This window comes from Candidatus Sodalis endolongispinus, from assembly GCF_018777395.1.
In the GTDB taxonomy this organism is placed as follows: domain Bacteria; phylum Pseudomonadota; class Gammaproteobacteria; order Enterobacterales; family Enterobacteriaceae; genus Sodalis_B; species Sodalis_B endolongispinus.
This window is the reverse complement of sequence record NZ_JAFJYC010000001.1, coordinates 263,937-287,317: the sequence shown is the minus strand read 5'-3', so window position 1 is coordinate 287,317 and position 23,381 is coordinate 263,937. Positions and strand designations below refer to the sequence as shown.

At 58.4% G+C, this 23,381-nt stretch carries 10 protein-coding genes and 11 pseudogenes; 11 read left to right on the top strand and 10 right to left on the bottom strand.

Features of this window, described 5'->3' with window-relative positions; all coding sequences use genetic code 11:
• Nucleotides 1-20 precede the first annotated feature (20 nt).
• Nucleotides 21-1,427 (top strand): annotated as a pseudogene (locus JZM24_RS01470) (efflux transporter outer membrane subunit).
• A 142-nt stretch (nucleotides 1,428-1,569) separates the two neighbouring features.
• Here the strand turns inward: JZM24_RS01470 and JZM24_RS01465 are convergent.
• Nucleotides 1,570-2,244: a TetR/AcrR family transcriptional regulator gene (locus JZM24_RS01465; protein WP_215668322.1), complete on the bottom strand. Its 675-nt coding sequence runs from the start codon at nucleotides 2,242-2,244 to the stop codon at nucleotides 1,570-1,572.
• A 236-nt stretch (nucleotides 2,245-2,480) separates the two neighbouring features.
• On the opposite strand from JZM24_RS01465, the gene JZM24_RS01460 reads away from it, so the two are divergent.
• Both JZM24_RS01460 and JZM24_RS01455 read left to right on the top strand, forming a co-directional pair.
• Nucleotides 2,481-2,732 carry a YdgH/BhsA/McbA family protein gene (locus tag JZM24_RS01460; protein WP_215668321.1) on the top strand — a complete coding sequence of 84 codons (252 nt, stop codon included), beginning with the start codon at nucleotides 2,481-2,483 and terminating at the stop codon, nucleotides 2,730-2,732.
• A 1,506-nt stretch (nucleotides 2,733-4,238) separates the two neighbouring features.
• Nucleotides 4,239-5,121: pseudogene (locus JZM24_RS01455) on the top strand (PhzF family protein).
• A gap of 122 nt (nucleotides 5,122-5,243) precedes the next feature.
• On the opposite strand, the pseudogene JZM24_RS01450 reads toward JZM24_RS01455, so the two are convergent.
• From JZM24_RS01450 to JZM24_RS01435, 4 genes and pseudogenes are all read right to left on the bottom strand, one after another.
• Nucleotides 5,244-6,180, bottom strand: a pseudogene (locus JZM24_RS01450) (lysylphosphatidylglycerol synthase domain-containing protein).
• Between the two features lie 113 nt (nucleotides 6,181-6,293).
• A complete protein-coding gene (gene clsB, locus JZM24_RS01445; RefSeq protein ID WP_215669960.1) occupies nucleotides 6,294-7,538 on the bottom strand; it encodes a cardiolipin synthase ClsB in 1,245 nt (414 codons plus the stop codon).
• 14 nt (nucleotides 7,539-7,552) lie between these two features.
• A pseudogene (locus JZM24_RS01440) lies at nucleotides 7,553-8,306 on the bottom strand (endonuclease/exonuclease/phosphatase family protein).
• 113 nt (nucleotides 8,307-8,419) lie between these two features.
• Nucleotides 8,420-8,683, bottom strand: a complete 264-nt coding sequence (locus tag JZM24_RS01435) for a helix-turn-helix domain-containing protein (RefSeq protein WP_215668320.1) — start codon at nucleotides 8,681-8,683, stop codon at nucleotides 8,420-8,422.
• 306 nt (nucleotides 8,684-8,989) lie between these two features.
• Between JZM24_RS01435 and phoA the strand changes: the two are divergent.
• Nucleotides 8,990-10,429, top strand: a pseudogene (gene phoA, locus JZM24_RS01430) (alkaline phosphatase).
• A 165-nt stretch (nucleotides 10,430-10,594) separates the two neighbouring features.
• Here the strand turns inward: phoA and JZM24_RS01425 are convergent.
• Nucleotides 10,595-11,059 carry a GNAT family N-acetyltransferase gene (locus JZM24_RS01425; RefSeq protein ID WP_215668319.1) on the bottom strand — a complete coding sequence of 155 codons (465 nt, stop codon included), beginning with the start codon at nucleotides 11,057-11,059 and terminating at the stop codon, nucleotides 10,595-10,597.
• Between the two features lie 493 nt (nucleotides 11,060-11,552).
• On the opposite strand from JZM24_RS01425, the pseudogene JZM24_RS01420 reads away from it, so the two are divergent.
• From JZM24_RS01420 to dmsD, 4 genes and pseudogenes are all read left to right on the top strand, one after another.
• Nucleotides 11,553-13,997 (top strand): annotated as a pseudogene (locus JZM24_RS01420) (DmsA/YnfE/YnfF family dimethyl sulfoxide reductase).
• A gap of 10 nt (nucleotides 13,998-14,007) precedes the next feature.
• Nucleotides 14,008-14,627: pseudogene (locus tag JZM24_RS01415) on the top strand (DMSO/selenate family reductase complex B subunit).
• Nucleotide 14,628: 1 nt separating this feature from the next.
• Nucleotides 14,629-15,474 (top strand): DmsC/YnfH family molybdoenzyme membrane anchor subunit, encoded by an 846-nt coding sequence (locus tag JZM24_RS01410; protein WP_215668318.1) that lies wholly within the window; start codon nucleotides 14,629-14,631, stop codon nucleotides 15,472-15,474.
• Between the two features lie 209 nt (nucleotides 15,475-15,683).
• Nucleotides 15,684-16,321 (top strand): annotated as a pseudogene (gene dmsD / locus JZM24_RS01405) (Tat proofreading chaperone DmsD).
• A 151-nt stretch (nucleotides 16,322-16,472) separates the two neighbouring features.
• Here dmsD and JZM24_RS01400 read toward each other — a convergent pair.
• Entirely contained in the window at nucleotides 16,473-17,060 is a 588-nt protein-coding gene (locus JZM24_RS01400) for a helix-turn-helix domain-containing protein (protein ID WP_215668317.1), read from the bottom strand.
• Nucleotides 17,061-17,277: 217 nt separating this feature from the next.
• Between JZM24_RS01400 and JZM24_RS01395 the strand changes: the two are divergent.
• A pseudogene (locus JZM24_RS01395) lies at nucleotides 17,278-18,466 on the top strand (benzoate/H(+) symporter BenE family transporter).
• A gap of 66 nt (nucleotides 18,467-18,532) precedes the next feature.
• On the opposite strand, the gene ada reads toward JZM24_RS01395, so the two are convergent.
• The 3 genes and pseudogenes from ada to JZM24_RS01380 all read right to left on the bottom strand — a co-directional run bounded on the left by ada (nucleotide 18,533) and on the right by JZM24_RS01380 (nucleotide 21,213).
• A complete protein-coding gene (gene ada, locus JZM24_RS01390) occupies nucleotides 18,533-19,624 on the bottom strand; it encodes a bifunctional DNA-binding transcriptional regulator/O6-methylguanine-DNA methyltransferase Ada (protein WP_215668316.1) in 1,092 nt (363 codons plus the stop codon).
• A 335-nt stretch (nucleotides 19,625-19,959) separates the two neighbouring features.
• Nucleotides 19,960-20,571 (bottom strand): annotated as a pseudogene (locus JZM24_RS19575) (ATP-binding cassette domain-containing protein).
• Nucleotides 20,572-20,616: 45 nt separating this feature from the next.
• Nucleotides 20,617-21,213: an HlyD family efflux transporter periplasmic adaptor subunit gene (locus JZM24_RS01380; RefSeq protein ID WP_215668315.1), complete on the bottom strand. Its 597-nt coding sequence runs from the start codon at nucleotides 21,211-21,213 to the stop codon at nucleotides 20,617-20,619.
• Between JZM24_RS01380 and JZM24_RS01375 the strand changes: the two are divergent.
• Together JZM24_RS01375 and bglB are read left to right on the top strand one after the other, a co-directional pair.
• Nucleotides 21,128-22,073 (top strand): annotated as a pseudogene (locus tag JZM24_RS01375) (MFS transporter); the annotation flags it as partial. The gene JZM24_RS01380 and the pseudogene JZM24_RS01375 overlap by 86 nt on opposite strands.
• Before the next feature lie 17 nt (nucleotides 22,074-22,090).
• Entirely contained in the window at nucleotides 22,091-23,233 is a 1,143-nt protein-coding gene (bglB, locus tag JZM24_RS01370; protein ID WP_215668314.1) for a beta-galactosidase BglB, read from the top strand.
• Nucleotides 23,234-23,381: the final 148 nt, after the last annotated feature.

The following is a 23,381-nucleotide window of genomic DNA, read 5'->3' as shown; positions in this document are numbered from 1 at the left end:
CGCCGCTATAAGAGTGAAACATGACAATGAATGATACACACCGCGCACTGAAGTTGCTTCCCCTGGCGCTGGCCTTGACGCTGGCGGGCTGTAGCGTGGGACCGGACTATCACCGACCAGCGACGGAGGTGCCGCTGCAGTACAAAGAAGCCAAGGGCTGGACCAGGGCGACGCCGCAGGATCAAGTCAGCAAGGGCGAATGGTGGGCAGTTTACCGCGATCCGGTCCTGTCTGATTTGTTACGTCAGGTGCAAATTTCCAACCAGAACGTCGCGCAATATCAGGCGCTGTATCGTCAGGCGCTGGCGCCTGGCGCGGCAATCACGCGCCGATCTCTACCCCAGCGTCACCGGCACGGCGTCTAGCACCCGTTCTGGCAACCGCAGCGCGACCAGCACTAGTCATAGCGCCACCGCCAGCTGGGAGCTAGATCTGTGGGGCAAGCTGCGCCGCACGCTGGAAGAAAACCGAGCCAGCGCCCAGGCGAGCGAGGCGGAACTGGCTAATATCACCCTCAGCGCGCAGTCAACGCTGGCGCAGGACTATTTCCAACTGCGGGTGATGGATCAGCAGTTGGCTCTCTATCAGCAAAGTATTGCCGCTTATGAGCGTTATGTGCGTATCATCAACAATAAATATCAGGCCGGCAGCGAAGGGCGTGACACGCTGGCCCAGGCGCAAACTACCCTTGATAGCGCCCGCGCATCGGCGCTGGATGTGCAATGGCAGCGCGCCCAGCTTGAGCATGCGATTGCGGTCTTGATGGGCAAACCGCCCTCGGCGTTAAGCCTGCCCGCCGCACCGCTTATCGCCACCCTGCCCGCTATCCCGCAAGCGCTGCCGTCGCAATTATTGCGGCGCCGTCCGATATTGCCTATGCAGAACGTAATGTGGTGGCCGCCAATGCCGCGATAGGCGTCGCCAAAGCCGCTTATTATCCCGATTTAACCCTGAGCGCCAGCGGCGGCTTCAGTAGCTCGGCGTTGCACAATCTGTTGTCGTTGCCTAACCGGACCTGGTCACTTGGGCCGGAATTGAGCGGCACCCTGCTGGATTTCGGCGCCACCAAAGCGCAGGTGGAACAGGCGGAGGCCAGCTACGATGCAAGCGTCGCCAGCTATCGCCAAACGGTGCTGGCAGGGTTCCAGGAAGTGGAAGATTATCTGGTGCAGTTGCAGACCCTGGAGAACGAGATCGCGGCCCGGCAGCGGGCGGCGCAGGCGGCGCAAGAGTCAGCGCGGGTGACCTACAACCAATACGAAGCGGGGATGATTGATTACCTTGATGTGGCCACCACGCAAAATACCAGCCTTTCCCAGCAGCAGAGTCTGCTATCGCTGCAAAGCACGCAATGGGTGGCCAGCGTCCAGCTGATCGTGGCTCTTGGCGGTGGCTGGCAGGCGCCGGAGGCCATTACTGCGCAATAGAAGAGCGCGTCGGGGGTACCGGCGCGGGTCAATGGCTCAAGTCATCGTGCGTCAGTTGTCTCGGCGCAGGTTAACGGCGCAGGCAACAGTGCGTCGATGGTATCAGCGAAGAACTATCAGCTCTTGCGTCAGCCACGCGGTGTTAGGCGTGTTCCGTCGCTAACGCACCGCTCATCTGGCGGCAGGTCTGGGTTAACGTCGGCCAGACGGCCATCAAGGTGGTGACAATGCCATTAAGATCCCCCTCGCTGGCGCCGTCACGCGCCTGGACCGACATCCCCTGCAGCGTGCAGGCGAGGTATTTCGCCAGTGCGGCACAGTCGGTGCCGGCAGGGAGTTCCCCATGATGTTGCCGCGCCAGCAAGAAATCTAGCAGCGTATGCTCCTGCAAATGATGACGCGAGCGCAAGATTTGCGCCACTTCATCTGACGACGCGGCCAGCGCCGCCGAGGTACAAATAATGAAGCAGCCGGACGGCAGGCTCTTATCGGTAAACATACCGGCTGCGGCGCGGTAAAAATCCTCGATAGCCTGGGTGACGGTATAACCGGGACGCGCCAGCAGGGCCTTACCCTTCTCGGCGAACTTGGTCACATAGCGTTCCGCCGCAGCGCGGAACAGCCCTTCTTTATTACCGAATTCCGCATAAAGCGTAGGCGCCTTGGCACCCGTGGCTTCGACAAGATCGGCAAGGGATGTCGCTTCATAGCCATGGCGCCAAAACAGTTGCAACGCCTGGTCCAGGGCGGCTTCACGGTCGAATTGTTTCGGACGCCCGCGCCCCTTTTTGACACAGGCGGCTTGATGGTCGCTCATAGATCCTCTCTTGCCGAATGGGTGAAAAAATGCACTAAATTAATGGTCATTATAAAAAATACTTACCCCCATGTCGAGGGGCTTTTCGCAATATGTGCCCAGCGGTATAAATTATATTAACGTTCATTAAAAAATTATATTTCCTGCGTGGCCGCTGCGGTCTATCATTTAGTTATCAAATGTTAATTATTTATCCAGCCGCCATCATTCTGACGGTGAAGTCGGGAGATAATTCTATGAAAAACATGAGATTATTTATTTTTGCTGTTGCCCTTAGCCTGCTGTCTTCCGGCGCGATGGCCGCCGGTCTGCGCCCTACGGCGGATTGCCTGCCTCTTACGCTTGCCGCTACATCGAGCCATAGTGGTCTTACCCTATATTCTGGCGAGCCGGGAGATAAAGTGAGCGGCGATCACTCGCCGAGCTACCCACCGACATCGTTGTCGGGACAACGCAATATGCACAGTACCGCCGTTATCTATAACTAAACCCTCACCCGGCAAAGCCGTGGTTACCGCTGTCTGCAAGTTGACCGTCTAAAAGGGCGGTCTTTTTTATAGTGGCAAGCGTTAAACTTGTATGGCGCCCTTAAGAGGCAGGCAAAGAATAATGCAGCTTGCCGCTGCAATAAACGGTGGCCAATAAGCCATGATAGAATAAATTAAGACTCTTCCTGATTGTAATTTTGGCGCTGTCAGCCGAACTTTATTCGGCTTCTTCCTATAGCGTTCATCGCTACTATTTCTATTTTTTGCGCTGTCCGTATTATTTATCTTCACCTTGTTACAGCCGTCACTGGTTTTACAGTTCCTTTACTCTGTCATGCATTGATCAAAATACTTTGTCGGTAAATGATTTGACGTATCGAATTATTTACTCATGGAGTTAACGCATGCGTCATTTAATCATGTTTCTCGGCATTGTCTTTCTGAGCGCCGCTTTAAGCGGCTGTCTGTGGCCACCTCCCGGCGGCGGCGGTCCGCACTGGCAAGGTGGAGCGCCACACTAACCATCCCCGTCAGCGCCTTTTGTATTTCTGCCGTGGGCGAGTCATTCAGTCCCGGCCTGAATAAAGGCCGGTTTTCTCAGGCTTTGCTTGCCCAGAGGCGGGTTTCACTACGCTTATCCCGCCCGCCGCGGGGTCTTTCAGAATGTCCCTGTTACAGGCCGTATTTATTAACACCACCCGCCCGCCAACGAATTTCTTAATGCGTTTCCCGGTCCATGTCCCGGTCGCAGGCCGCTTTTATTAACACCACCCGGCCGACAACGAATTTCTTAGTGCGTTTCCCTGCCCATGTTCCGGTCGCAGGCCGCTCTTATTAACACCACCCGCCCGCCCGCGAGTTTCTTAGTGCGTTTCCCGGCCAATGTCCCGATCGCAGGCCGCTTTTATTAACACCACCCGCCCGCCGGCGAATTTATCAATGCGTTTCCCGGCCGCAGGTTGCTCTCACCCCGCTTATCCCGCCTGTCGATGGATCTTCAAGAATGTCCCGTTCGCAGGCCGGTCTGGTCAAACTGATGTCCCCTGGTGCGTTTGTGCCAACACGTTGCTTCTCAAGCCGATAGGCATCGGTAAATCTGTTAGCGTTGCGACTTTAATACCCTCGTCGGGGTAGGGATGGTGAGCGGTACTGGTTGTCAGGTGGGGATATTGGGCGCGTGAATTCACAGCGGCGGTGATTACCGTTTCACATCAGAAGCGTTGTGACCTGGATGTTGACTTTATTGGCCTGAAGTGAATTTTCATTATTGCGCGCTGGCGTCAATAACTTAACGTTAGCTTTATTTGCCAACGAATCCTTTATTGTCAAATCTATTCCCTTGTGACGCCCCTGGCAGCAAAATGTACTGCGGGCGACAACGATGCCAAAATAACGCGACCGGTATGGCTTAACAGGAATTTTCTCATTATACGCCACTTGGAGTAGTCTTAATCTTGAAAGCCCGCACGCGGCAATCCTTTTGGCTAGAAGATTACCAGGAAAATTATGAGTGAATTACGCCGTTTTAAACAAGTCGATGTTTTCTCCGCGGTGCCGCTCAATGGCAATCCGCTGGCGGTGGTGATGGATGCGGATGGCCTGTCTGACGGCCAGATGCTGGCTATCGCCCGTTGGACCAACCTGTCAGAAACCACGTTTGTGATGCCGCCTTCCGAGCCGCAGGCCGATTATCAGGTGAAAATATATTCTCCGGCCGGCGAATTGCCCTTTGCCGGCCATCCCACTTTGGGCACCGCCCATGCGTTGCTGGAGAACGGCTTTAAACCCAAGCTGCCCGGCCATCCTGGTGCAACAATGTGGCGTCGGAAATGTCGCTATCACTATCGCCCGTGACGGCATGCTGGCTTTCGAGTCCCCCCGGGCGACGATGACGCCGCTCGCCGCGCCACGCTATGCGTTATTGACCACGGCTGCCGGGGAAGAGCCTTCGGCCGTCGACGTGGCACCAACCGTGGTGAATATGGGCATACGCTGGTTGATGGTCGATGTGGCCAGCGCTGAGGTTTGTCTCAGGCTGCAACCGGAGAGTACCGCGCTGGGCGAACTGTTGACGCAATGCGACGCCACCGGCGTGGCGTTTTATGGCCGGCATGGCCCGGCAAGCGATGTCGACTTTGAAATGCGGGCGTTTATTATCGAACACGGCAGCCTGGTGGAAGATCCGGTCACAGGCAGCGCCAACGCCTGTTTGGCGCTGCTGCTGCCGCAGCGTGATTTTGCCGGCAATCCGGCGTTTGCCGAAAGTTATCGGGTGCGCCAGGGTACTTGCAAACAGCGCGACGGACGGGTATTTGTCGATTACCTGCGGGGCGAGCCGTGGATCGACGGTTATTCTTCGACGCTTATTGAAGGGCACATCACGCTATGAACCGTTCCTGCCCGGGTGCTAATCCCTATCGGGCATCGAGCAACGGCCGATCCCGCTACCTCGCGGCCCCCCCGGCCGGTCGACCGCCGTTAGCCGCGGCAGGCGACGGCCGTCTCTGACGCCTACGCCGGCGGCACCTCGTCGCCAGCGGGGGCATGTCGCTGCGCGTCACGCTCGTTTTTGGCACGCAGCGCCTTGGCGCGGGCTTTCCATGCCGAGGTAGAGCACAATCGCCAGCAGCAAGGGCGCGATAAAATAGATGGCGCGGTAGGCCAGGAGCGCGGCGATAATGGTGCCATGGGAAATCGACTGCCCGTGCAACATGGCAACAAATACCGCCTCCAATACCCCGATCCCGGCCGGAATATGGATGATGACGCCGGCAATACTGCTCACCAGCAGCACACCCAGCACCAGAGGGAAGTTCACTTTGTCATTCAGCAAAATATAAATGATGCCGGCCATGACCAGCCAATTAGCGACGGACACCGACAACTGCGCTATCGCCATACGCAACGACGGTAACACCAGCTTTTGCCCGCGAACCATCCAGCGGCGACGTTTGGAGAAGGTGCATAAGCCGAGATAGACCACAATAAACGCCAGCAGCCCGACACCTATCAGCCGCAGCGCGACTTCACCAATCCCCCAGTTGGCCGGCAGCTTAATGACGCCGAAAGCGCAAACCAGTCCGGCCAGCAGGATATACCCCAGCCAGTTGGTGGCGATACTCAGGGTAAACACGCGGGTGATGGCGCTGTTGGAGAGTCCCAGCCGGGAATACAGCCGGTAGCGCATGCCGATACCCCCCACCCAGGTGCTGAGCGTGAGGGTAAAGGCGTAGCAGATAAACGACACCAGCATCACCTGATGCCTGGCCAGCTTGTGGCCGTAATAGGCGCGGCCAATCAGATCGTAGACGCCATAGATGAGGTAACTCACTACCACCAGGCCAATTGCCGCCAGCATGGCGCCGGGGCTATAGTTTTTCAGTGACTGGAGTACGTCATCCCAGTCCACCTTACCGGCGTATACCCCCATCAGCACTACCACGCCCAGTAAGAATACCCAGGTGATAATCTTCTTGGCCCAGCTCAGCCAACGAGGCTTGGCACCGCCGCCGGATCCCTCGCCGTGCCGGGTGCCCTGGCGCGCGCGGGAAGAGGAAGGACTCATGGTTTTAAGCCCCCCTTCTCCGCGTCGGTCCGATCCTGGTTCTCCATTTCCGGCTGCACCGGCGCGGGGACCAGCGCCAGCTTCGGTGTATGCGCCGGCAACCAGCCGACCCAGGCCGGGAAGTGGCGCAGGAAGTGAAACACCACCACGCTTTTCGCCAAATGCCAATAGGTCTGCCGCGGCACTTTGCTTTCATCTACCCATTGGCAATCGTTAGCGATAAGACGGTTAAGGTTGTCGCGCAAGGTGTGGTTAAAGCCGCGATCGTGAATGATCACATTGGCTTCCAGATTGAGCGCCAGACTCAGCGGGTCAAGATTGCTGGACCCAACGGTAGCCCAGGCATCGTCTTTCACCGCCACTTTGGCGTGCAGCGGCCGACGGCAGTATTCATAAATTCTCACCACCTCAGGCACCAGATAGTGATACAACATGCGCGCACCCACCTGAACTATCGGCATGTCCGGTTCGCCCTGTACGATCAGCACAACATTGACGCCGCGCCGGGCGGCGTTGCGCATCTCTTTTAGCAGGCGATAACCGGGGAAAAAGTAGGCGTTAGCAATGATCACATCCCGTTTGGCGGTGCGCAGCATTTCCAGATAATGCCGCTCGATATCGGTCGCATGCTCATCGTTATCACGATAAACGAACAGCGCCTGGGCATCGCCGGGCTGGCGGTTAGCGGCAGGCGGACGGGAGCGCCGGCCCCACCAGTTGCGCTGCTCGTCGCGCTTATATAATGCCTGCAGGCAATAGCGGTGGATATCCTCCATCACCGGTCCTTCAATCTCCACCGCATAATCCTGTTTGGCCTGCGGCCCGTAATCGCTTAAGTGCTCATGGGAAAAGTTGATGCCGCCGACGAACGCCAGATGGGCGTCGATCACCACTATTTTCCGGTGCAGGCGGCGCAACAGATTGGTACGCATCCCCATAAACGCCGGCCGGGGATCGTAATAGCGAAAACGGACGCCGGCGCTGGTCATCGCACCAATGAAGTCGTCGGAAAGATCGGGCGAGCCGTAGCCGTCTACCGTGCATTCCACCCGCACGCCGCGCTGGGCGGCGGCGATCAGCACCTGTTGCAGTTCGCGGCCGACTTTATCCTCGAACAGAATAAAGGTCTCAAGCAGCACTTCCTTTTCGGCGGCGTTAATGCTTTCGTGCAGACGCGGAAAGAACGCTTCGCCATTCTCCAACAATTTGATGCGATTTCCCTCGCGCCACTCCATGTTCATGGTGTCGGGCTTACTCATAAATGGATCTCCACCGCCAGCGGCGCATGATCGGACAGATGAGACCAGGAACGTTTCGCCAGCAGCGTCGGCTGGCTGATGCGGACGTTGCGCACATAAATGCGATCCAGCCGTAGAAGGGGAAAACGTGCGGGCAGGCCGGCCATGGGCTTCGGTAAACACCTCCTTTAGCCCGGCGGCGCGATGCAAAATCGGGCTGGCTCGCTGGCGCCAATCGTTAAAATCCCCCGCCACCACCACCGGCGCATCGGCGGGCAACGTGTTGATATGATCGCTCATCTGCCGCAGTTGGGCCTGTCGGTCCTGCTCGCGCAGCCCGAGATGCACGCAAATCATATGCAACGGCGCACCCGCGTAGCCGGGGACCGTCAGCTCGCAGTGCAGCATACCGCGCTTCTCCTCGCCCGCTACCGAGACATCGACGTTCTGATAACGACTAATAGGAAAGCGGGAAAGCAACGCATTGCCATGGTCGCCATCGGGGTAAACCGCGTTGCGGCCATAGGCGAAATCTTCCCATAAACTGTCGGCAAGAAATTCATATTGCGGCACTACCGGCCAATTATCGAAGCGCCGGGCGTGTTTCTCATTGGCGCCCAGCACCTCTTGCAAAAACACCACATCCGGCGAGACGGTTCGGACCGCTTCCCGCAGTTCAGGCAAAATGAAGCGCCGATTGAAGGCGGAAAAGCCCTTATGGGTATTGATGGTCAGAACCTTGAATGAAAAACCCTGACCGGCGCGGGTGATCCTGGTGTGCGTATTATCATCCTGAATTTCAGCTCGAAGCATGTCGCCAAACCCCTAGTAAACAAACAACGCCTCACGTTCGGTCAATCGACCAGCGCGGGCTTAAGGCCACCTCAACGGGCATTTTCGTCTTGTCGCTGCCGGGTGAGAAAACGTTCAAGGGAGTAATTTCCCTGCAAAACAGCACGCAAGTCGAACCCCGCCGCGTACAGCAGGCGCACCAGCGCGGAGACGCTCATGTCGTTATTGGCCTGCGTCTCCATACGCGCCACGGTAGTGCGCGCCACGCCGGCACGCTGCGCCAAAATCTCCTGCGATAGGCCGGCGTGGCGGCGGGCGCGTTTTAACATCACCGAGATATCAGCCAGTGTCGTCATCGAAATATCCATTTAAACGTTATAAAATAATCATGCTTATAATAGTAGCTTCCAAGACACAACTGCGCCACCCGCTGTAGCGCGGGGGCATCAGCCATAGCCCGTCTGCTGCCGCGCGGGCCGGCCGAACTTACGCCCTTCGCTGTCGCGTGTGCCCGTTCCCAACTCGCCGCCCGCCAGGTTTGCGCCGCCTGCTGTCGCAGGGGGCCCTAACGCCCGCGGCGAATTGTCATAAAAGCGTCATCGCGCTTTCGTAGACTCCGGTCAGGTTTAAGACACTAAAATGACAATGTGAGCTCTTTTATTATGTTGCATTCCTCTGGTTCACGTTCACTTCTCTCCTTAGCAATCAGCGCCACTATTTTTGCAGCCAGCGGTCTCGCCGCGCCGGCGATAGCCGCGGATGATGTCCTGGCCGATCGCGTGGCCCATGGCGATATCACACAACCCGGCGGCGCCCGACGTCTGCAGGGCGATCAAACCGCCGCGCTGGTGGCATAGCTCAATAACCGCCAGGCCAAAAACGTGATTCTGCTGATCGGCGACGGCATGGGAGATTCCGAAATCACCGCCGCACGCAACTATGCTTATGGCGCGGGAAAAATGTTTCCGGGCATTGACGCGCTGCCGATCACCGGTCAATACACCCACTATTCTTTGGATAAAACCAGCCATAAGCCGAGTTATGTGACCGATTCCTCCGCGTCGGCCACCGCTTGGACGACCGGCGTAAAAACCTATAATGGCGCGCTGGGCGTCGATGTGCGCGGACAAGACCGACCGACGATCCTGGAGATGGCCAAAGCGGCGGGTAAAGCGACCGGCAACGTCTCAACAGCCGAACTCGAAGACGCCACGCCGGCGGCGTTGGTGGCCCATGTTAGTTCACGGAAATGCTATGGGCCGGTGAAAACCAGTGAACTTTGCAGCGCGCAGGCGCTGAAAAATAACGGCCGCGGCTCGATTGCGGAACAGTTGCTGGCGGCGCGGGCCGACGTCACCCTGGGCGGCGGCGGCAAAACCTTTGCCGAGCAGGCGAAAGCCGGCCAATGGCAGGGCAAAACCCTACATGAGCAGGCCCTGGCGCGGGGATACCGGCTGGTAGACGATGCCGACAGCTTACAAGCCGTTACCGTCGCCAATCAGCAGCAACCGCTGCTCGGACTGTTCGCCGAGGGCAATATGCCGGTACGCTGGCAGGGACCGAAGGCGGTGTATCACGGCAACGTCGATGGTCAATCCGTCACCTGTGTCGACAATCCCGACCGTAGCGCCAGCGTACCCACGCTGGCGATGATGACCCAAAAGGCCATCGATTTATTGAAAGTCAATCCGCAGGGCTTTTTCCTGCAGGTAGAGGGTGCATCGATAGATAAGCAAGATCACGCCGCCAACCCCTGCGGTCAATTTGGTGAAACGGTGGATTTGGATGAGGCGGTTCAAATTGCGCTGGAATTTGCCCGTGCCGACGGGAATACGCTGGTGGTGGTCACTGCGGACCATGCCCATTCCAGCCAGATCATCGAGGCCGATGCCAAGGCGCCGGGTTTGACGCAGGCGCTGAGCACCAAAGATGGCGCGGTAATGGCGATAAGCTACGGCAACTCGGAAGATGCGGAATCCCAGGGCCATACCGGCACCCAGTTGCGCATCGCCGCCTATGGTCCCCATGCGGCCAACGTTGCCGGCCTGACGGACCAGACCGATCTGTACTATACCCTGCGTGATGCTCTGGTATTAAAATAATCCCGCGTTGCGCCGTCGGGGAGCAACGCTGCCCGGCGGCGATAGGCCCCTGTGAGCACTGGCCTACCGACCTCAGGGGCAACAGGCCGCCACGCGCATGTCTCTCAGTTCCGCACCCATTGCCGGGCCATGGTGTAGCCGAAGAGACCGCCACGCGCCTGTCTCTCAGTTCCGCACCAGTTGTCGAGCCATAGTGTAACCTGTAAGGCGGAAGGCATGACGTTCATACAGCGCGCGGGCGTGAGGATTATTGGCCGCCACCCGCAACGCCACCTCGGTGCATCCCGCGGCCATAAGCTCGCTATCCAGCGCCGTCAGCGCGGCACGACCGTAACCCCGCCGACGCCACTGGGGCAGGATACTGAAATCGCAGATATAAGCCTCAGGTAAGTTACGCAGGCTGACCCAAAGGTAGCCCACCCGCTCGTGGTCGCTGACGACACACCATAACCGGTGGTCGGCGGTATCAGTCCCCTCAGGAAGATAATCATGCATAATGCGCGCGGCGTTATCGCGGCCAACGGTCAGGGAATAGCCGTGATTGTCGCTGAGATCGCGCGCATAATCTTCAATCGCGCCGGGCAGGTAGACGGCAAACTCCGCCGCGGTCATTTTTCGTAGTGTAATCATTTGTTTTCCGTCGTGCTTAATAATTAATGCCTGCGGGTGCCAATCCCCGAGCGATGATACCGCTAATACGTCAGTTCATCACGTCCGTTCCCTCTTTGCTACCCACCGCTGCCCGTCCACCCTCACAGGTTGTGGCGCCTGCGCGCTTGTGCCCCCCCGCAGCAAACCCGACACCCGCGCCCTACCTCATCTACCCTGCAATGTCGCGCCCTACCTTACCTGCCCTGCAACGTCTTACCTTGCCTTACCTGCCCTTTAATGTCGCACCTTGTATTGCCTTGCCGGCGTGCCATAACGCGATACCGCCGCCAATAACGCTATCCCTGTCACATTCTTGAGCCGCGACGGCGATTAACCACATTAACATTGCGTGAAAACAAATTACGACTGCGTTCATAGGTTCATTATTAGTCTGCAAGCAAATAGTTTTCATAACAAATAATGTGCTTGCGCTGAGCGGTTAAATTTTATGTCAGCAATCAATGGGTGATCGATGAAAACTAACTCCCTTTCCCCGCAGGAGCCGGTAGCTATCAGCCGGCGCAACCTGCTTAAAGGTGGCACCGCAGCCGGCGGTTTATTGCTGGCCAGCCACGTTATTCCCCTGCCTTTTCGCCAGGCGCACGCCGAGTCTACCGTGCCCGTCGTCGCGCAAGATAACGTCGTCTGGAGTATGTGCTCGGTAAACTGCGGCAGCCGCTGCGCGCTGCGCATGCATGTGCGCGATGACGAGGTGTACTGGGTGGAAACCGATCACACCGGCGACGATCAGTATGGCGATCATCAGGTGCGCGCCTGCCTGCGCGGCCGCTCTATTCGCCGCCGCATGAACCATCCCGACCGCCTGAATTACCCGATGAAGCGGGTTGGCAAGCGTGGCGAAGGTAAATTTCAACGCATCAGCTGGGACGAAGCGCTGGACACCCTGAGCGCCAATTTAAAGCGAATTGTCAAAGATTACGGCAACGAAGCGGTATACATTCATTACAGCTCCGGCATAACCGGCGGCAACTTTTGCCGGTCGTCCCCTTCCGGCTCGCTGGTCACCCGGCTAATGAATTGCTATGGCGGATCGCTTGGCCAGTACGGTACCTACAGCACCGTGCAGATTGCCGCCGCCATGCCCTATACCTACGGCAGCAATGAAGGCAATAGCACCTCAGACATTGTCAATACCAAATTGGTGGTGATGTTCGGCAATAACCCGGCGGAAACCCGCATGAGCGGCGCCGGCATTACCTATCATCTGGAGCAGGCGCGGGAACGCTCGCAGGCGCGCATGATAGTCATCGACCCACGCTATACCGACACCGCTGCCGGCCGCGAGGACGAATGGATTCCCATCCGCCCGGGCACCGACGCCGCGCTGGTGAACGCCATCGCCTGGGTTCTCATCACCGAAAATCTGGTGGATCAGGCGTTTCTCGATACTTACTGTATCGGCTATGACGAGAAGACCCTGCCGGCGGACGCCCCCGCCAACGGGCATTACAAGGCGTACATTCTTGGCGATGGTGACGATGGCATCGCCAAAACCCCCGCCTGGGCGGAAAAAATCACCACGATACCGCGCGATCGCATCATCAAGCTGGCGCGGGAAATCGGCAGCACCAAACCAGCCTATATCTGCCAGGGGTGGGGACCGCAACGGCAGGCCAACGGCGAGCAAACCTCGCGCGCCATCGCCATGCTGCCGATCCTTACCGGCAATGTCGGTATCAACGGCGGTAACAGCGGCGCCCGGGAATCCACCTACACCATTAGCATCTAACGGTTGCCGGTGGGCACCAACCCGGTGAAAACCAAGATACCGGTGTTTTTATGGACCGACGCCATTGCCCGCGGCCGGGAATTGACCGCGCTGAAAGATGGCATTCAGGGCAAGGATAAACTCGACGTTCCAATTAAATTTATCTGGAATTACGCCGGCAATACGCTGGTGAATCAGCACTCTGACATCAATCGCACCCACGAGATCCTGCAAAACGACAAAGATTGCGAGATGATCGTGGTGGTGGAGAATTTTATGACCTCGTCGGCGAAGTACGCCGACCTGCTGCTACCGGACTTGATGACCACCGAGCAGGAAGATATCGTGCCAAACGATTATGCCGGCAATATGGGATACCTGATTTTTGGCCAGCCGGCCACCAGCGCGAAATTTGAACGCCGGTCTCTTTACTGGATGACCAGCGAAATCGCCCGCCGGTTGGGCGATGATGTCTTGCAACGATTCACCGAGGGCCGCAGTCAATCGGAGTGGCTGCACTATCTGTATGCCAAAATACGCGCGCGCGATCCTGATCTGCCAGACTATGACACCCTCAAGGCCCAGGGCATATACAAACGGCGCGATCCCGACGGCCATTTTGTCGCCTATCGCCAATTCCGCGAGGATCCCGCAGGCCATCCGTTAAAAACCCCGTCAGGGAAAATCGAGATCTACTCGCCGCGCCTGGCGGATATCGCCGCCCGCTGGCAATTGCCACAAGGTGATGCCATTACGCCGCTGCCGCAGTATGCCTCGACCTTTGAGGGCTGGGATGACCCGCTGCGCACGCGCTTCCCCCTGCAACTGGCGGGATTCCACTATAAAGCGCGGACGCACTCCAGCTACGGCAATATCGATGTCCTGCAGGCGGCCTGCCAGCAGGAAATCTGGATAAATCCCCTCGACGCCCGAGCGCGGGAGATTAAAAACGGCGATTGGGTCAGAGTCTTTAACGACCGCGGCGAGGTCGGCATTCTGGCAAAAGTCACGCCGCGCATTTTGCCCGGGGCAACCGCAATTGGCCAAGGCGCCTGGCACCAGGCCGATATGAACGGCGATAAGGTGGATCACGGCGGCTGCATCAATACCCTCACCACGCAGCGTCCGTCGCCGCTGGCGAAGGGCAATCCGCAGCATACCAATCTTATCCAGATAGAGAAGGCGTAGGGAGCCGGTCATGAGTACTCAATACGGATTGAGTGTTGATTCCGAACGTTGCACCGGCTGTAAAACCTGCGAGCTGGCCTGCAAGGATTATAAAAACCTGTCGCCGCAGGTGAGTTTTCGTCGTATTTATGAGTATGCCGGCGGCGACACTGGCAGCAGGATGGCGACAGCTATCATCAGAACGTCTTTGCATATTATCTGTCTATCGCTTGCAACCATTGCGAGGATCCTGCCTGCGTTAAAGTTTGCCCGAGCGGCGCTATGCATAAAGGGGAAGACGGTTTTGTGGTGGTGAATGAAGAGATTTGCATCGGCTGCCGCTATTGCCATATGGCGTGCCCTTACGGCGCGCCGCAGTTTGATGCCGTCAAAGGCCACATGACCAAATGCGATGGCTGCCACGAGCGGGTGGCGGTGGGGCAAAAACCCATTTGCGTTGAATCCTGCCCCTTACGGGCGCTGGATCTGGCGCCTATCGAACAGCTACGCGCCAAGTACGGTCAACTGGCGGAAGTCGCTCCGTTGCCGACGGCACGTTTCACCCGGCCCAATCTGGTGCTGAAGGCCAATAGCAATAGCCGGACGGTGGGCGATACCACCGGCTACCTGGCTAACCAGCGGGAGGTGTAACATGGGTAATGGATGGCATGAATGGCCGTTAATGTTTTTCACCGTGGCCGGCGGCTATCTGGCGATGGCGGCGCTACTGCTCGGCGGGCGGTTGTCGGCAGACAGCGGTCGCCGGGTGCGCAGAATGATGTTTTTTCTGTGGGCGCTGATGGGGGTGGGCTTCGCCGCATCCATGCTGCATTTGGGGTCGCCGCTGCGCGCGATGAACGCCCTCAACCGGCTGGGTGCCTCGCCGTTGAGCAACGAGATAGCGACCGGCTCGCTGTTTTTCGCCCTGGGCGGACTTTACTGGCTATTGGCGGTGCTAAATCGCCTGCCGGTCGGGCTGTATAAACTCTGGCTGGTGGTGACAGCGCTTGCGGGACTGGTGTTTCTGTACGCCATGGGGCGTGTCTATCTTATTGATACCGTGCCGACCTGGTACAGCGTCTTTACGCCGCTCGGTTTTGTGTTGACGGTATTGATAGGCGGTCCGCTGCTCGGCTATCTGCTGCTGCGCGCGGCGGGGATCCCGGATGATGCCATGCGCTATCTGCCCTGGGTAAGCTCGCTTTCCCTATTGGCCAGCCTGCTGGTGGTCATTTTGCAGGCCAGCCAGTTGCCCACAATCCACAGCTCCGTCCAGCAGGCGGTAACGCTGATTCCCGATTACGGTTTGCTGATGGCCGGCCGTCTGGTGCTGTTGGTGCTTGGGCTGGCGTTCTGGCTGCTGCCGCTGCTGCGCGGAAAAACGCCGCCGGTCGGCGGATTGGCGTTCGGGATGCTGTGGGTATTGTGCGGCGAACTCATCGGCCGGGCCGTGTTTTACGGGCTGCATATGACCGTCGGTATGGCGGTGGCCGGTTAACCACGCGTGGGCGGCTGAGGGCAGCCCGCTTTGCGAGGGGGTGGATGATGACTGAGATTTCCGGTACCGACGGCCGAGAGGGGCTAGCGCAGCCGCAGACGGATCGCCCGCCAGCCGGCGCGGATTGTCGCAGGGATCCAGCCGCACGCTGCCCCAACGACAACGGCGCGGCAGCGGCTCACCGCGACGCGACCGAAAACGGCGCGGCAATGGCTGACAGCAGCACGGCCATCGCGTCGGCGGAGGCGTGCGACACCATCGCCTTCACCGGCAGGACGCTGGGCACGTTGCTTTACTACTCCCCCGAGGGGCCGGCCAGCCGCTACTGGCTGCGCTGTCCGGGAATGCCTGGCAGGCAGAATGGCCGGCGCTACCGGGGTTGGCCGAAGCAGCGGCGTTAATACGGCAAGGACTGGCCGCTGGCCGGCGTGAAACGCTGGCGCAGGAATTCCAGCGCTTGTTTCTTGGACCGCATGCGCTGCCGGCGCCCCCGTGGTGGTCGGTTTGCCTGGACGAGGAAAGCGTAGTGTACGGCGATTCCACCTTGGCGTTGCGCGCCTGGCTACGTCAGCAAGGGATCGTTCCCGCCATGGCGAGAAATGAGCCGGAAGATCACTGCGGCTTATTGCTGTTGCTCAGCGCCTGGCTCGCGGAAAATAACCCGTTCCGGTTGGATACACTGCTGGCTGAGCATCTGCTGCCTTGGGCGCCGCGCTTTCTGACGCTGCTTAATGACGGCACCGCGCACCCTTTTTATCAAGGCCTTGGCCTTCTGACGCGGCAGACGCGGGCGTATTGGCGTCGATGCCGCAGGGTTACGCCAACGCTGCGCAAATTATACCGCTGAGCGCTTAGCGCCCAACGCCGGCTGGAGTAATCGCCGGCAGGATCGATTGTCCGCGGGCCATAGCGCCACCCTGACCGCACACCCGCGGAAGCAGGCGCCGGTCGGGTCGGGCACTCTCTGCGGCAAACGCCGCCCGAACAGGGCGAGCGCTTCATGTTGACCATGCAGGGGAGCGCTCACACCAGGGGGGGTAGTGGATCAGATCATGAAACCGTACTCGCTCTACGCCCGGGTTGTGGTAGCTATGCGGGCAATCGGCAGCAAAGCGTATCCCCTGCCCCGAGCTTAGGCGATGCGCCCCCCCATCCACCGTCAGCGCCAGAACGCCTTCGATTACCGCGACATGCTCCACCACGCCGTTTGCATGCGGTGACGACTCGCTGCGCGCGGCGGGAATCAGATCGACGATGAACATTTCAAAACTCAAGGTAGGCTCGTAGGGAAACAGCGACTCCACGCGCATCCCGCCGCCGGTTTCAAGGAAGACCGGTGTTTCAGCTCGGCGTGCGTCGCCGGCGACAGTACTACCCTGCGTCTCAAGGAAAGCCGAAAAGGCGACATGCATGCCGCTGGCGATTTTCCATAGCGTGGCAACGGTGGGGCTGGATTCGCCGCGCTCAATTTGCCCCAGCATCGCTTTGCTCACCCCGGTATGCTGCGCGGTATGCGACAGGCTCCAGCCGCGCATTTTACGAATGGATTTGAGCGTATGGGCTATCCGTTCGGTTACTCCCTGCATAATGCTCCTTTTGGTTCAACGTCAGGGCAAAGCCCCAGCATAAGCACAACGGGCAGTTGTGCCTTATCACGCATAATGGTATCTTTCCGGGCAAATCATGCGTTATAACGCACGGAGGGGAATTCCCTGATGGCATGCTTTACGCGCAGCGCTATGGCGCATCATCACGTTTGGCGCCAATCGTACGTTATCGCGCCCAATTTGGAGATGTTATACAATGTCTGCACGCGCAAGGCTATCCGATCTGTCATTATCCGCGGTTGTCGCCGGGTTTATCGCGGTGTTGGTGGGCTATACCTACCAGCACCGCGGCAATTATCTTTCAAGCGGCGGGCGCGGCGGAGGCCTCATCGCTGCAAATCGGCGGCTGGCTGACAATGTTCGGCCTGGGAATAGGCATCACCTCACTCGGCCTGTCGCTGTGGTACAAGATGCCGATACTGACCGCCTGGTCGACGCCCGGCGCGGCCCGGCTGGTCACCAGCCTCCCGGGGATACCCTTGGCGGAGGCGATAGGCGTTTTTGTCTTCGCCGCCGGGTTGACCCTGCTTTGCGGCGTTACCGGCGTCTTTGCCCGGCTCATGGCGCATATCCCCCAAGGAATTGCGGCGGCGATGTTGGCCAGTATTCTGCTGCCTTTTGGCCTGTCGGCGTTTGTCTCGCTGCAAAGCCAATTTGCCATGACGTTCACGATGAGCCTTTGTTTCTTGCTCGCCCGTCGGTGGTTGCCGCGTTTTGCCGTCCTCATGGCGCTAGCGGCGGGATTAGTGGTGGCGGCCTGGCAGGGGGATCTCGCGATTAGCGCACAACCGGTGCCGTTCGCCCCGCCGCAGTGGATTACGCCGCGCTTCCACTTTGCCTCATTGTTGGGCATCGCCCTGCCGTTTTTTATCGTCACCATGGCCTCGCAGAATGCGCCTGGCGTCGCGACGCTGAAAGCCGCTGGCTACCCTGCACCGATATCCCCCCTTATTTCCTGGACCGCGCTGACCACGCTGCTGCTGTCCCCCTTCGGCGGCTTCTCCATTTGTATCGCCGCCATCAGCGCCGCCGTCTGCCTCGGCTCGGAGGCGCACCACGATCCCGGCCGGCGCTATATGGCGGCGGCAGGGGGATTCTATCTGCTGACCGGTCTGTTTGGCGGTTCCATTGGCCTGCTGTTCAGAGCGCTACCGGTGTCGCTGATTCACACCCTCGCCGGCCTGGCGCTGCTCAGCACGATTGCCGGCAGTCTGCACAGCGCGCTTTTGGATGAGAAACACCGGAATGCGGCCATTATCACCTTTTTGGTAACAGTATCCGGCATCACGCTGCTGGGTATCGGCGCGGCCTTCTGGGGACTTCTGTCTGGCATCATGGCATGGGGACTACAGCTGCTGCCCGTAGGGCGCCGGAAAAAGGGTTAAGCGTCAACGCCCGCTGCCCCAGGGGACCGCCGCCCGCATACTGCTTCCTGCGCCAGCAGCCAGTGTTCATCGTCCTGCTGGCGCCTCACCGTCGTCGTCTTCCTGCGCCAGCAGCCGGCGTTTACGGTCAATTCCCCAGCGGTAGCCCGACAGCGTGCCATCGCTGCGGACCACCCGATGACAAGGGATAACCACCGCCAGCCGATTGGCGGCACAAGCGTTGGCGACCGCCCGCACGGCACCAGGCGCACCGACGCGTTCCGCCACCTGTCGATAGCTGAGCGTCTCCCCTGGCGCGATAGTGCGTAACACCTGCCAAACCCGTTGCTGAAAAGCGGTACCACGAATATCCAGCGGCAAATCAAACGTGTGGCACGGTGCGTCGACAAAACGCACCACCTGCGCGACCCGCTGGCGATAAGCCGAATCGCTATCGTGCAACTCGGCGTGGGGAAAGGTATCGCACAGCTCTTGCCGCAGTTGAACTGCGTCATCGCCAAGCAAAATGGCGCAAATACCGCGATCGCTATGGGCAACCAGAATATAGCCTAGTGAGCACGGCCCGATCGCGACGTCAATGCGCATGCCTTTACCGCCAGCGCGAAACTCGCCGGGCGTCATTCCCAATGTCTGCTCCGCCTCGGTGTAGAAACGACCGCTGGAAGGGTAACCGGCATCATGCATCGCTCCGGTCACCTTCTCGGCACCGGTCAGCGCCTGGCTCAAGCGGCCCTGGCGGCAACCAACGGCATAAGCGTGCGGCGTAACACCGGTAATGGCTTTGAATACCCGATGAAAATGACTGGCGCTCATACCGGCCTGTGCAGCTAGGGCAGGCAGTGCCGGAGGCCGCTGCGCCGCCTCTATCTGTCGACAGGCGCGCGCGATACGCGCCGCGTGATCTGACGCCCGTGACGGCAGACCCTGCCGGCTGCGTTTGCAGGGGCGAAAACCCGCCGCTAGCGCGTGGTCACCGTCGCTGAAAAAGCGAACATTTTCCGGCCGCGGCCGGCGCGAAGCGCAGGAGGGTGAGCAAAAAATGCCGGTAGTGACGACCCCATAAACGAACGACCCATCGGCGGCCGTGTCCCGGCGCGCTATCGCTCGCCAGCGCGGATCTTGGGTGATGTCGTTTATCAGCATAGTAGTCGAAGCCATCGTATTCTCCCGTGTTAATACCGCGGCCGTAGCCGACCTTTACCTGTGTGAACAGAATGCCACGTTGACCGAAGGAAGAAATACCGGATCTGACTTTTTAATTCTGATGAAAGTGACGTGACCTCGTCAAGCCAAACGCTGGCCGGCGACTGCTTAGAGATCGCCACAGCTTATTCACCAGCAGACTCTCCACGCTCTTGCGATAGAGCGATAGTGGATGTTGCGATAGTGGGATAGTGGTTTGATGCCAGTTTGGCAAACGAAGGGTCCAATGAGGTTCGGGTAATATCCTTTACCGGTATACGTCCTTAACATGGGGGCCTTCCTTTTATCATTTAGTTAATATAGCCGCCCCTCATCATGACAACACCGCTGGCATTGCCTGCGGCATCTTCGGAATGGGTCACAATAATAATGGTGGTCCCATGAAGATGAATTGACGCAGCAGCGTAAGCATGTCGCGGCTGTTTTTACTGTCCAGATTGCCAGTAGGCTCATCCGCCAGAATCAGCGCTGGCCGGGCGATCATGGCGCGGACGATAGCCACCCGCTGTTGCTGCCCGCCGCAAAGCTGAGCCGGATAAAGCTGAGCGCGGTTTCGCAACCCGAGCGACACCAGCGCGGCGGAGATCCGTTGCCGTCGCTCGGCCGCCGGCACGCTGCGATATTTCAGCGGCAGGGCACAATTTCCTCCACCGTTAGCGGACTGATGAAATTAAATGATTAAAAAAATATAGCCTATCAGTTGCCTGCGCAGCGCCATTTTCTTCGCATTGCCCGGACCGGCGGCGTCATGTCCCGCCAGCGTCAGACGTCCCGCAGCCAGGGTTTCAAACAAGACAACACGTTCAGCAGCGTGGCTTTCCCCGATCCTGATGTCCCCATCACCGCCATAAATTCGCCGGCCTCACCGACAGACTCAGCTCGTTGAGCGCCAAGATCTTCATGGTCCGCGCCAGGAAATATTTTCAGCCTTTCCAATACCACTCATATTACTTGAACTCGATAATGTTATTTCTCGGGTACTGGTTATGGGTGAAGGCGACAACCTGTTGGCCTTCTTGCAGGCCGCTTATGACTGCGGTTTGTGCCCCTCCCGTGGGCTTGATTGTCACCGCCGTTTTCACGGCACGTCGCCGTTGTGCATAGCTGACAAACAGCCTGGCCTGCCCCTGCTGGTAGAAAATCGCCCGGGAGGGGACCAGCAGCGCCTCACCCGCAGCGGCCAGCGCCACACGTACCTCAATGGACTGACCCCGCTTCAGGTACCGTTGCAGTGGCTGATGCAAAACCAGTTTGGCTTTGAATTTGCCGTTATCGACCATCGACGAAACCGAATCGATGACCAGCGGGAAATCCGCATCGCCGCTGTGCGCCATCACCTCCATACCGCGACGGATCTTATCCAGGTAGAATTCGCTAAACTCAGCCTCGAAGTGATAGACGGCCAATTTGTCGATCACCGCCACTTTTTCACCTGGCTTTATCTGCTGGCCGGGTTTGATGTCCAGCGAGGAAGATAAGCAACAGCTTACGCTGAAACAAAGCCTACAGCGGTTGCATGTCGAACTGACCTCGACGTTACGCATCCGCATTTTCCGCCAGCATTTGGGGCTGTATCTCGGTGGTTATATTGCGCAGGATGTATTTAATGCGGTGTTTACCTATTACGTGGTATTCGTGCTGATGCAAAGCGCGACCGTCGCCTCCAACCTGCTTGGGCGTGATGGCGATTCTGCAATTCGTCGCCGTGATCGGCATGATCCCACTGTGCATCCGCTTCGGGCCGGCCCCCTCTTATCGCCTGGTGGTCTCGCTGTTCGGCCTGAGCGTTGTCGCCTATTCCGTCCTGTGGTACGCCGGGTTAAGCGATATCTATGCGCTACTGCTTCTGGTGTCGGCGATAGCCGGTCTGGGACGCGGCGGCATCAACTATGTGCCGTGGAATATTTATACCTACATCGCCGATGTGGATGAGACCATCACCGCCCAGCGCAGCGAAGGGATTTTCGCCGGCATCATGACCTTGACACGTAAAGCCTCTCAGGCCGGCGCGGTGATGCTGGTAGGTATCGTGCTGCAATTGTCCGGCTTCGTTTCGGGACAAAGCCAGCAGGCGCCGGAAGTGGCCAATACCATTATGGCTGTCCTGAGCGTGGGCACGGTCATCGTGCTGGCTATCGGCTTTTTCATCTCGTTACGCTTTAAACTTAACCTGGAAACGCACGGCGTGCTGGCAGCAGAGACGCGCAAAATACGCGATGCCAATCGTCTGGTGCCGGAACAGATTACGCCGGAAAACAAAGCCATCGTCGAGATGCTGACAGGCATGAAATATGAATATCTGTGGGGGAACAATAATATCGGCTACCTTAACCGGCATAAGCCGGCGCGGGTAAACGAGCGACCATACCTTCCACTGCCGACCCCGGATTCAGAGAGACGATAAACTTGCAGGAAAAGATGATGACGATTTTCAGCGTGAAGCACAGTGCCCTGCTACGGCAGCCGGAATACCTTTTCTCCCGCGACCGTCTCCAGGCGCTGATTGAGAAAGTGACCGATAATCTGGTGAATATCACCGATGATAGCGGCGAATTCCTGCTGCGGTTGGACGACGGGCGGGTCATTGATACCAAGGGCTGGGCCGCCGGCTGGGAATGGACCCACGGCGTCGTCTTGTACGGTATTTATCAGTATTATCAGCAAACGGGCGACGACCGGATGCGCGCCATTATCGATGATTGGTTCACGCAGCAATTGGCGCAGGGCACGCCGACCAAAAACGTGAATACCGTCTGTCCGTTTCTTACCCTGGCCTATCGCTATGAGGAGACCGGCAATACTGCGTGGCGCCCCTATCTGGAGCGCTGGGCGGAGTGGGCCATGTACGAGATGCCGCGCACCGAGAAGCAGGGCATGCAGCATATCGTCTACAACAATGAGAATCATCAGCAGATGTGGGACGATACGTTGATGATGACCGTGCTGCCGCTGGCAAAAATTGGCAAGCTGCTAGACAGGCCGGAATTTGTCGCCGAGGCCACCTATCAGTTTCTGCTGCATGTGCAATATCTGATGGATCGGCAAACCGGCTTATGGTTCCATGGCTGGAGCTTCGATGGTAATCATAATTTCGCCAACGCGCGCTGGGCGCGGGGCAACATCTGGCTGACGGTCGTCATCCCTGAATTCATCGAACTGTTGGATTTGCCGGCCCATGACGCTACCCGACGTTTCCTGTTGCAGGTGCTGCAAAGCCAGGTCAGCGCACTGGCCGCCTGCCAGGACGACAGCGGTTTATGGCACACGCTGTTGGATGATCCCAACTCCTACCTGGAGAGCTCCGCCACCGCGGGTTTCGCCTACGGAATCCTCAAGGGTATCCGTAAGCGTTATTTGGACGCCAGCTGGCAGCCGGTTGCGGAAAAAGCGGTGCGCGTCGTGATTGAAAGGATCAATGCCAATGGCGAGCTAAGCCAGGTATCCTTCGGTACCGCCATGGGCGCCGACCTGGATTATTACCGTCAAATCCCCCTGACCTCCATGCCTTATGGCCAGGCGATGGCGATTCTCTGCCTGGGAGAGTATCTGCGGGTGTACCTCTAACGCACGCCGCGCCATGGACGGCGCGGCGAGTATCTGGCAAAGCGCTAAGGATTCGCCTGCCTGACTGCCGACGCGGCACCAAGAAGTAATTGACTCATGTAGGCGCTCACCATATATTTAGCAACCTATCTATTTATCCACTAACAAA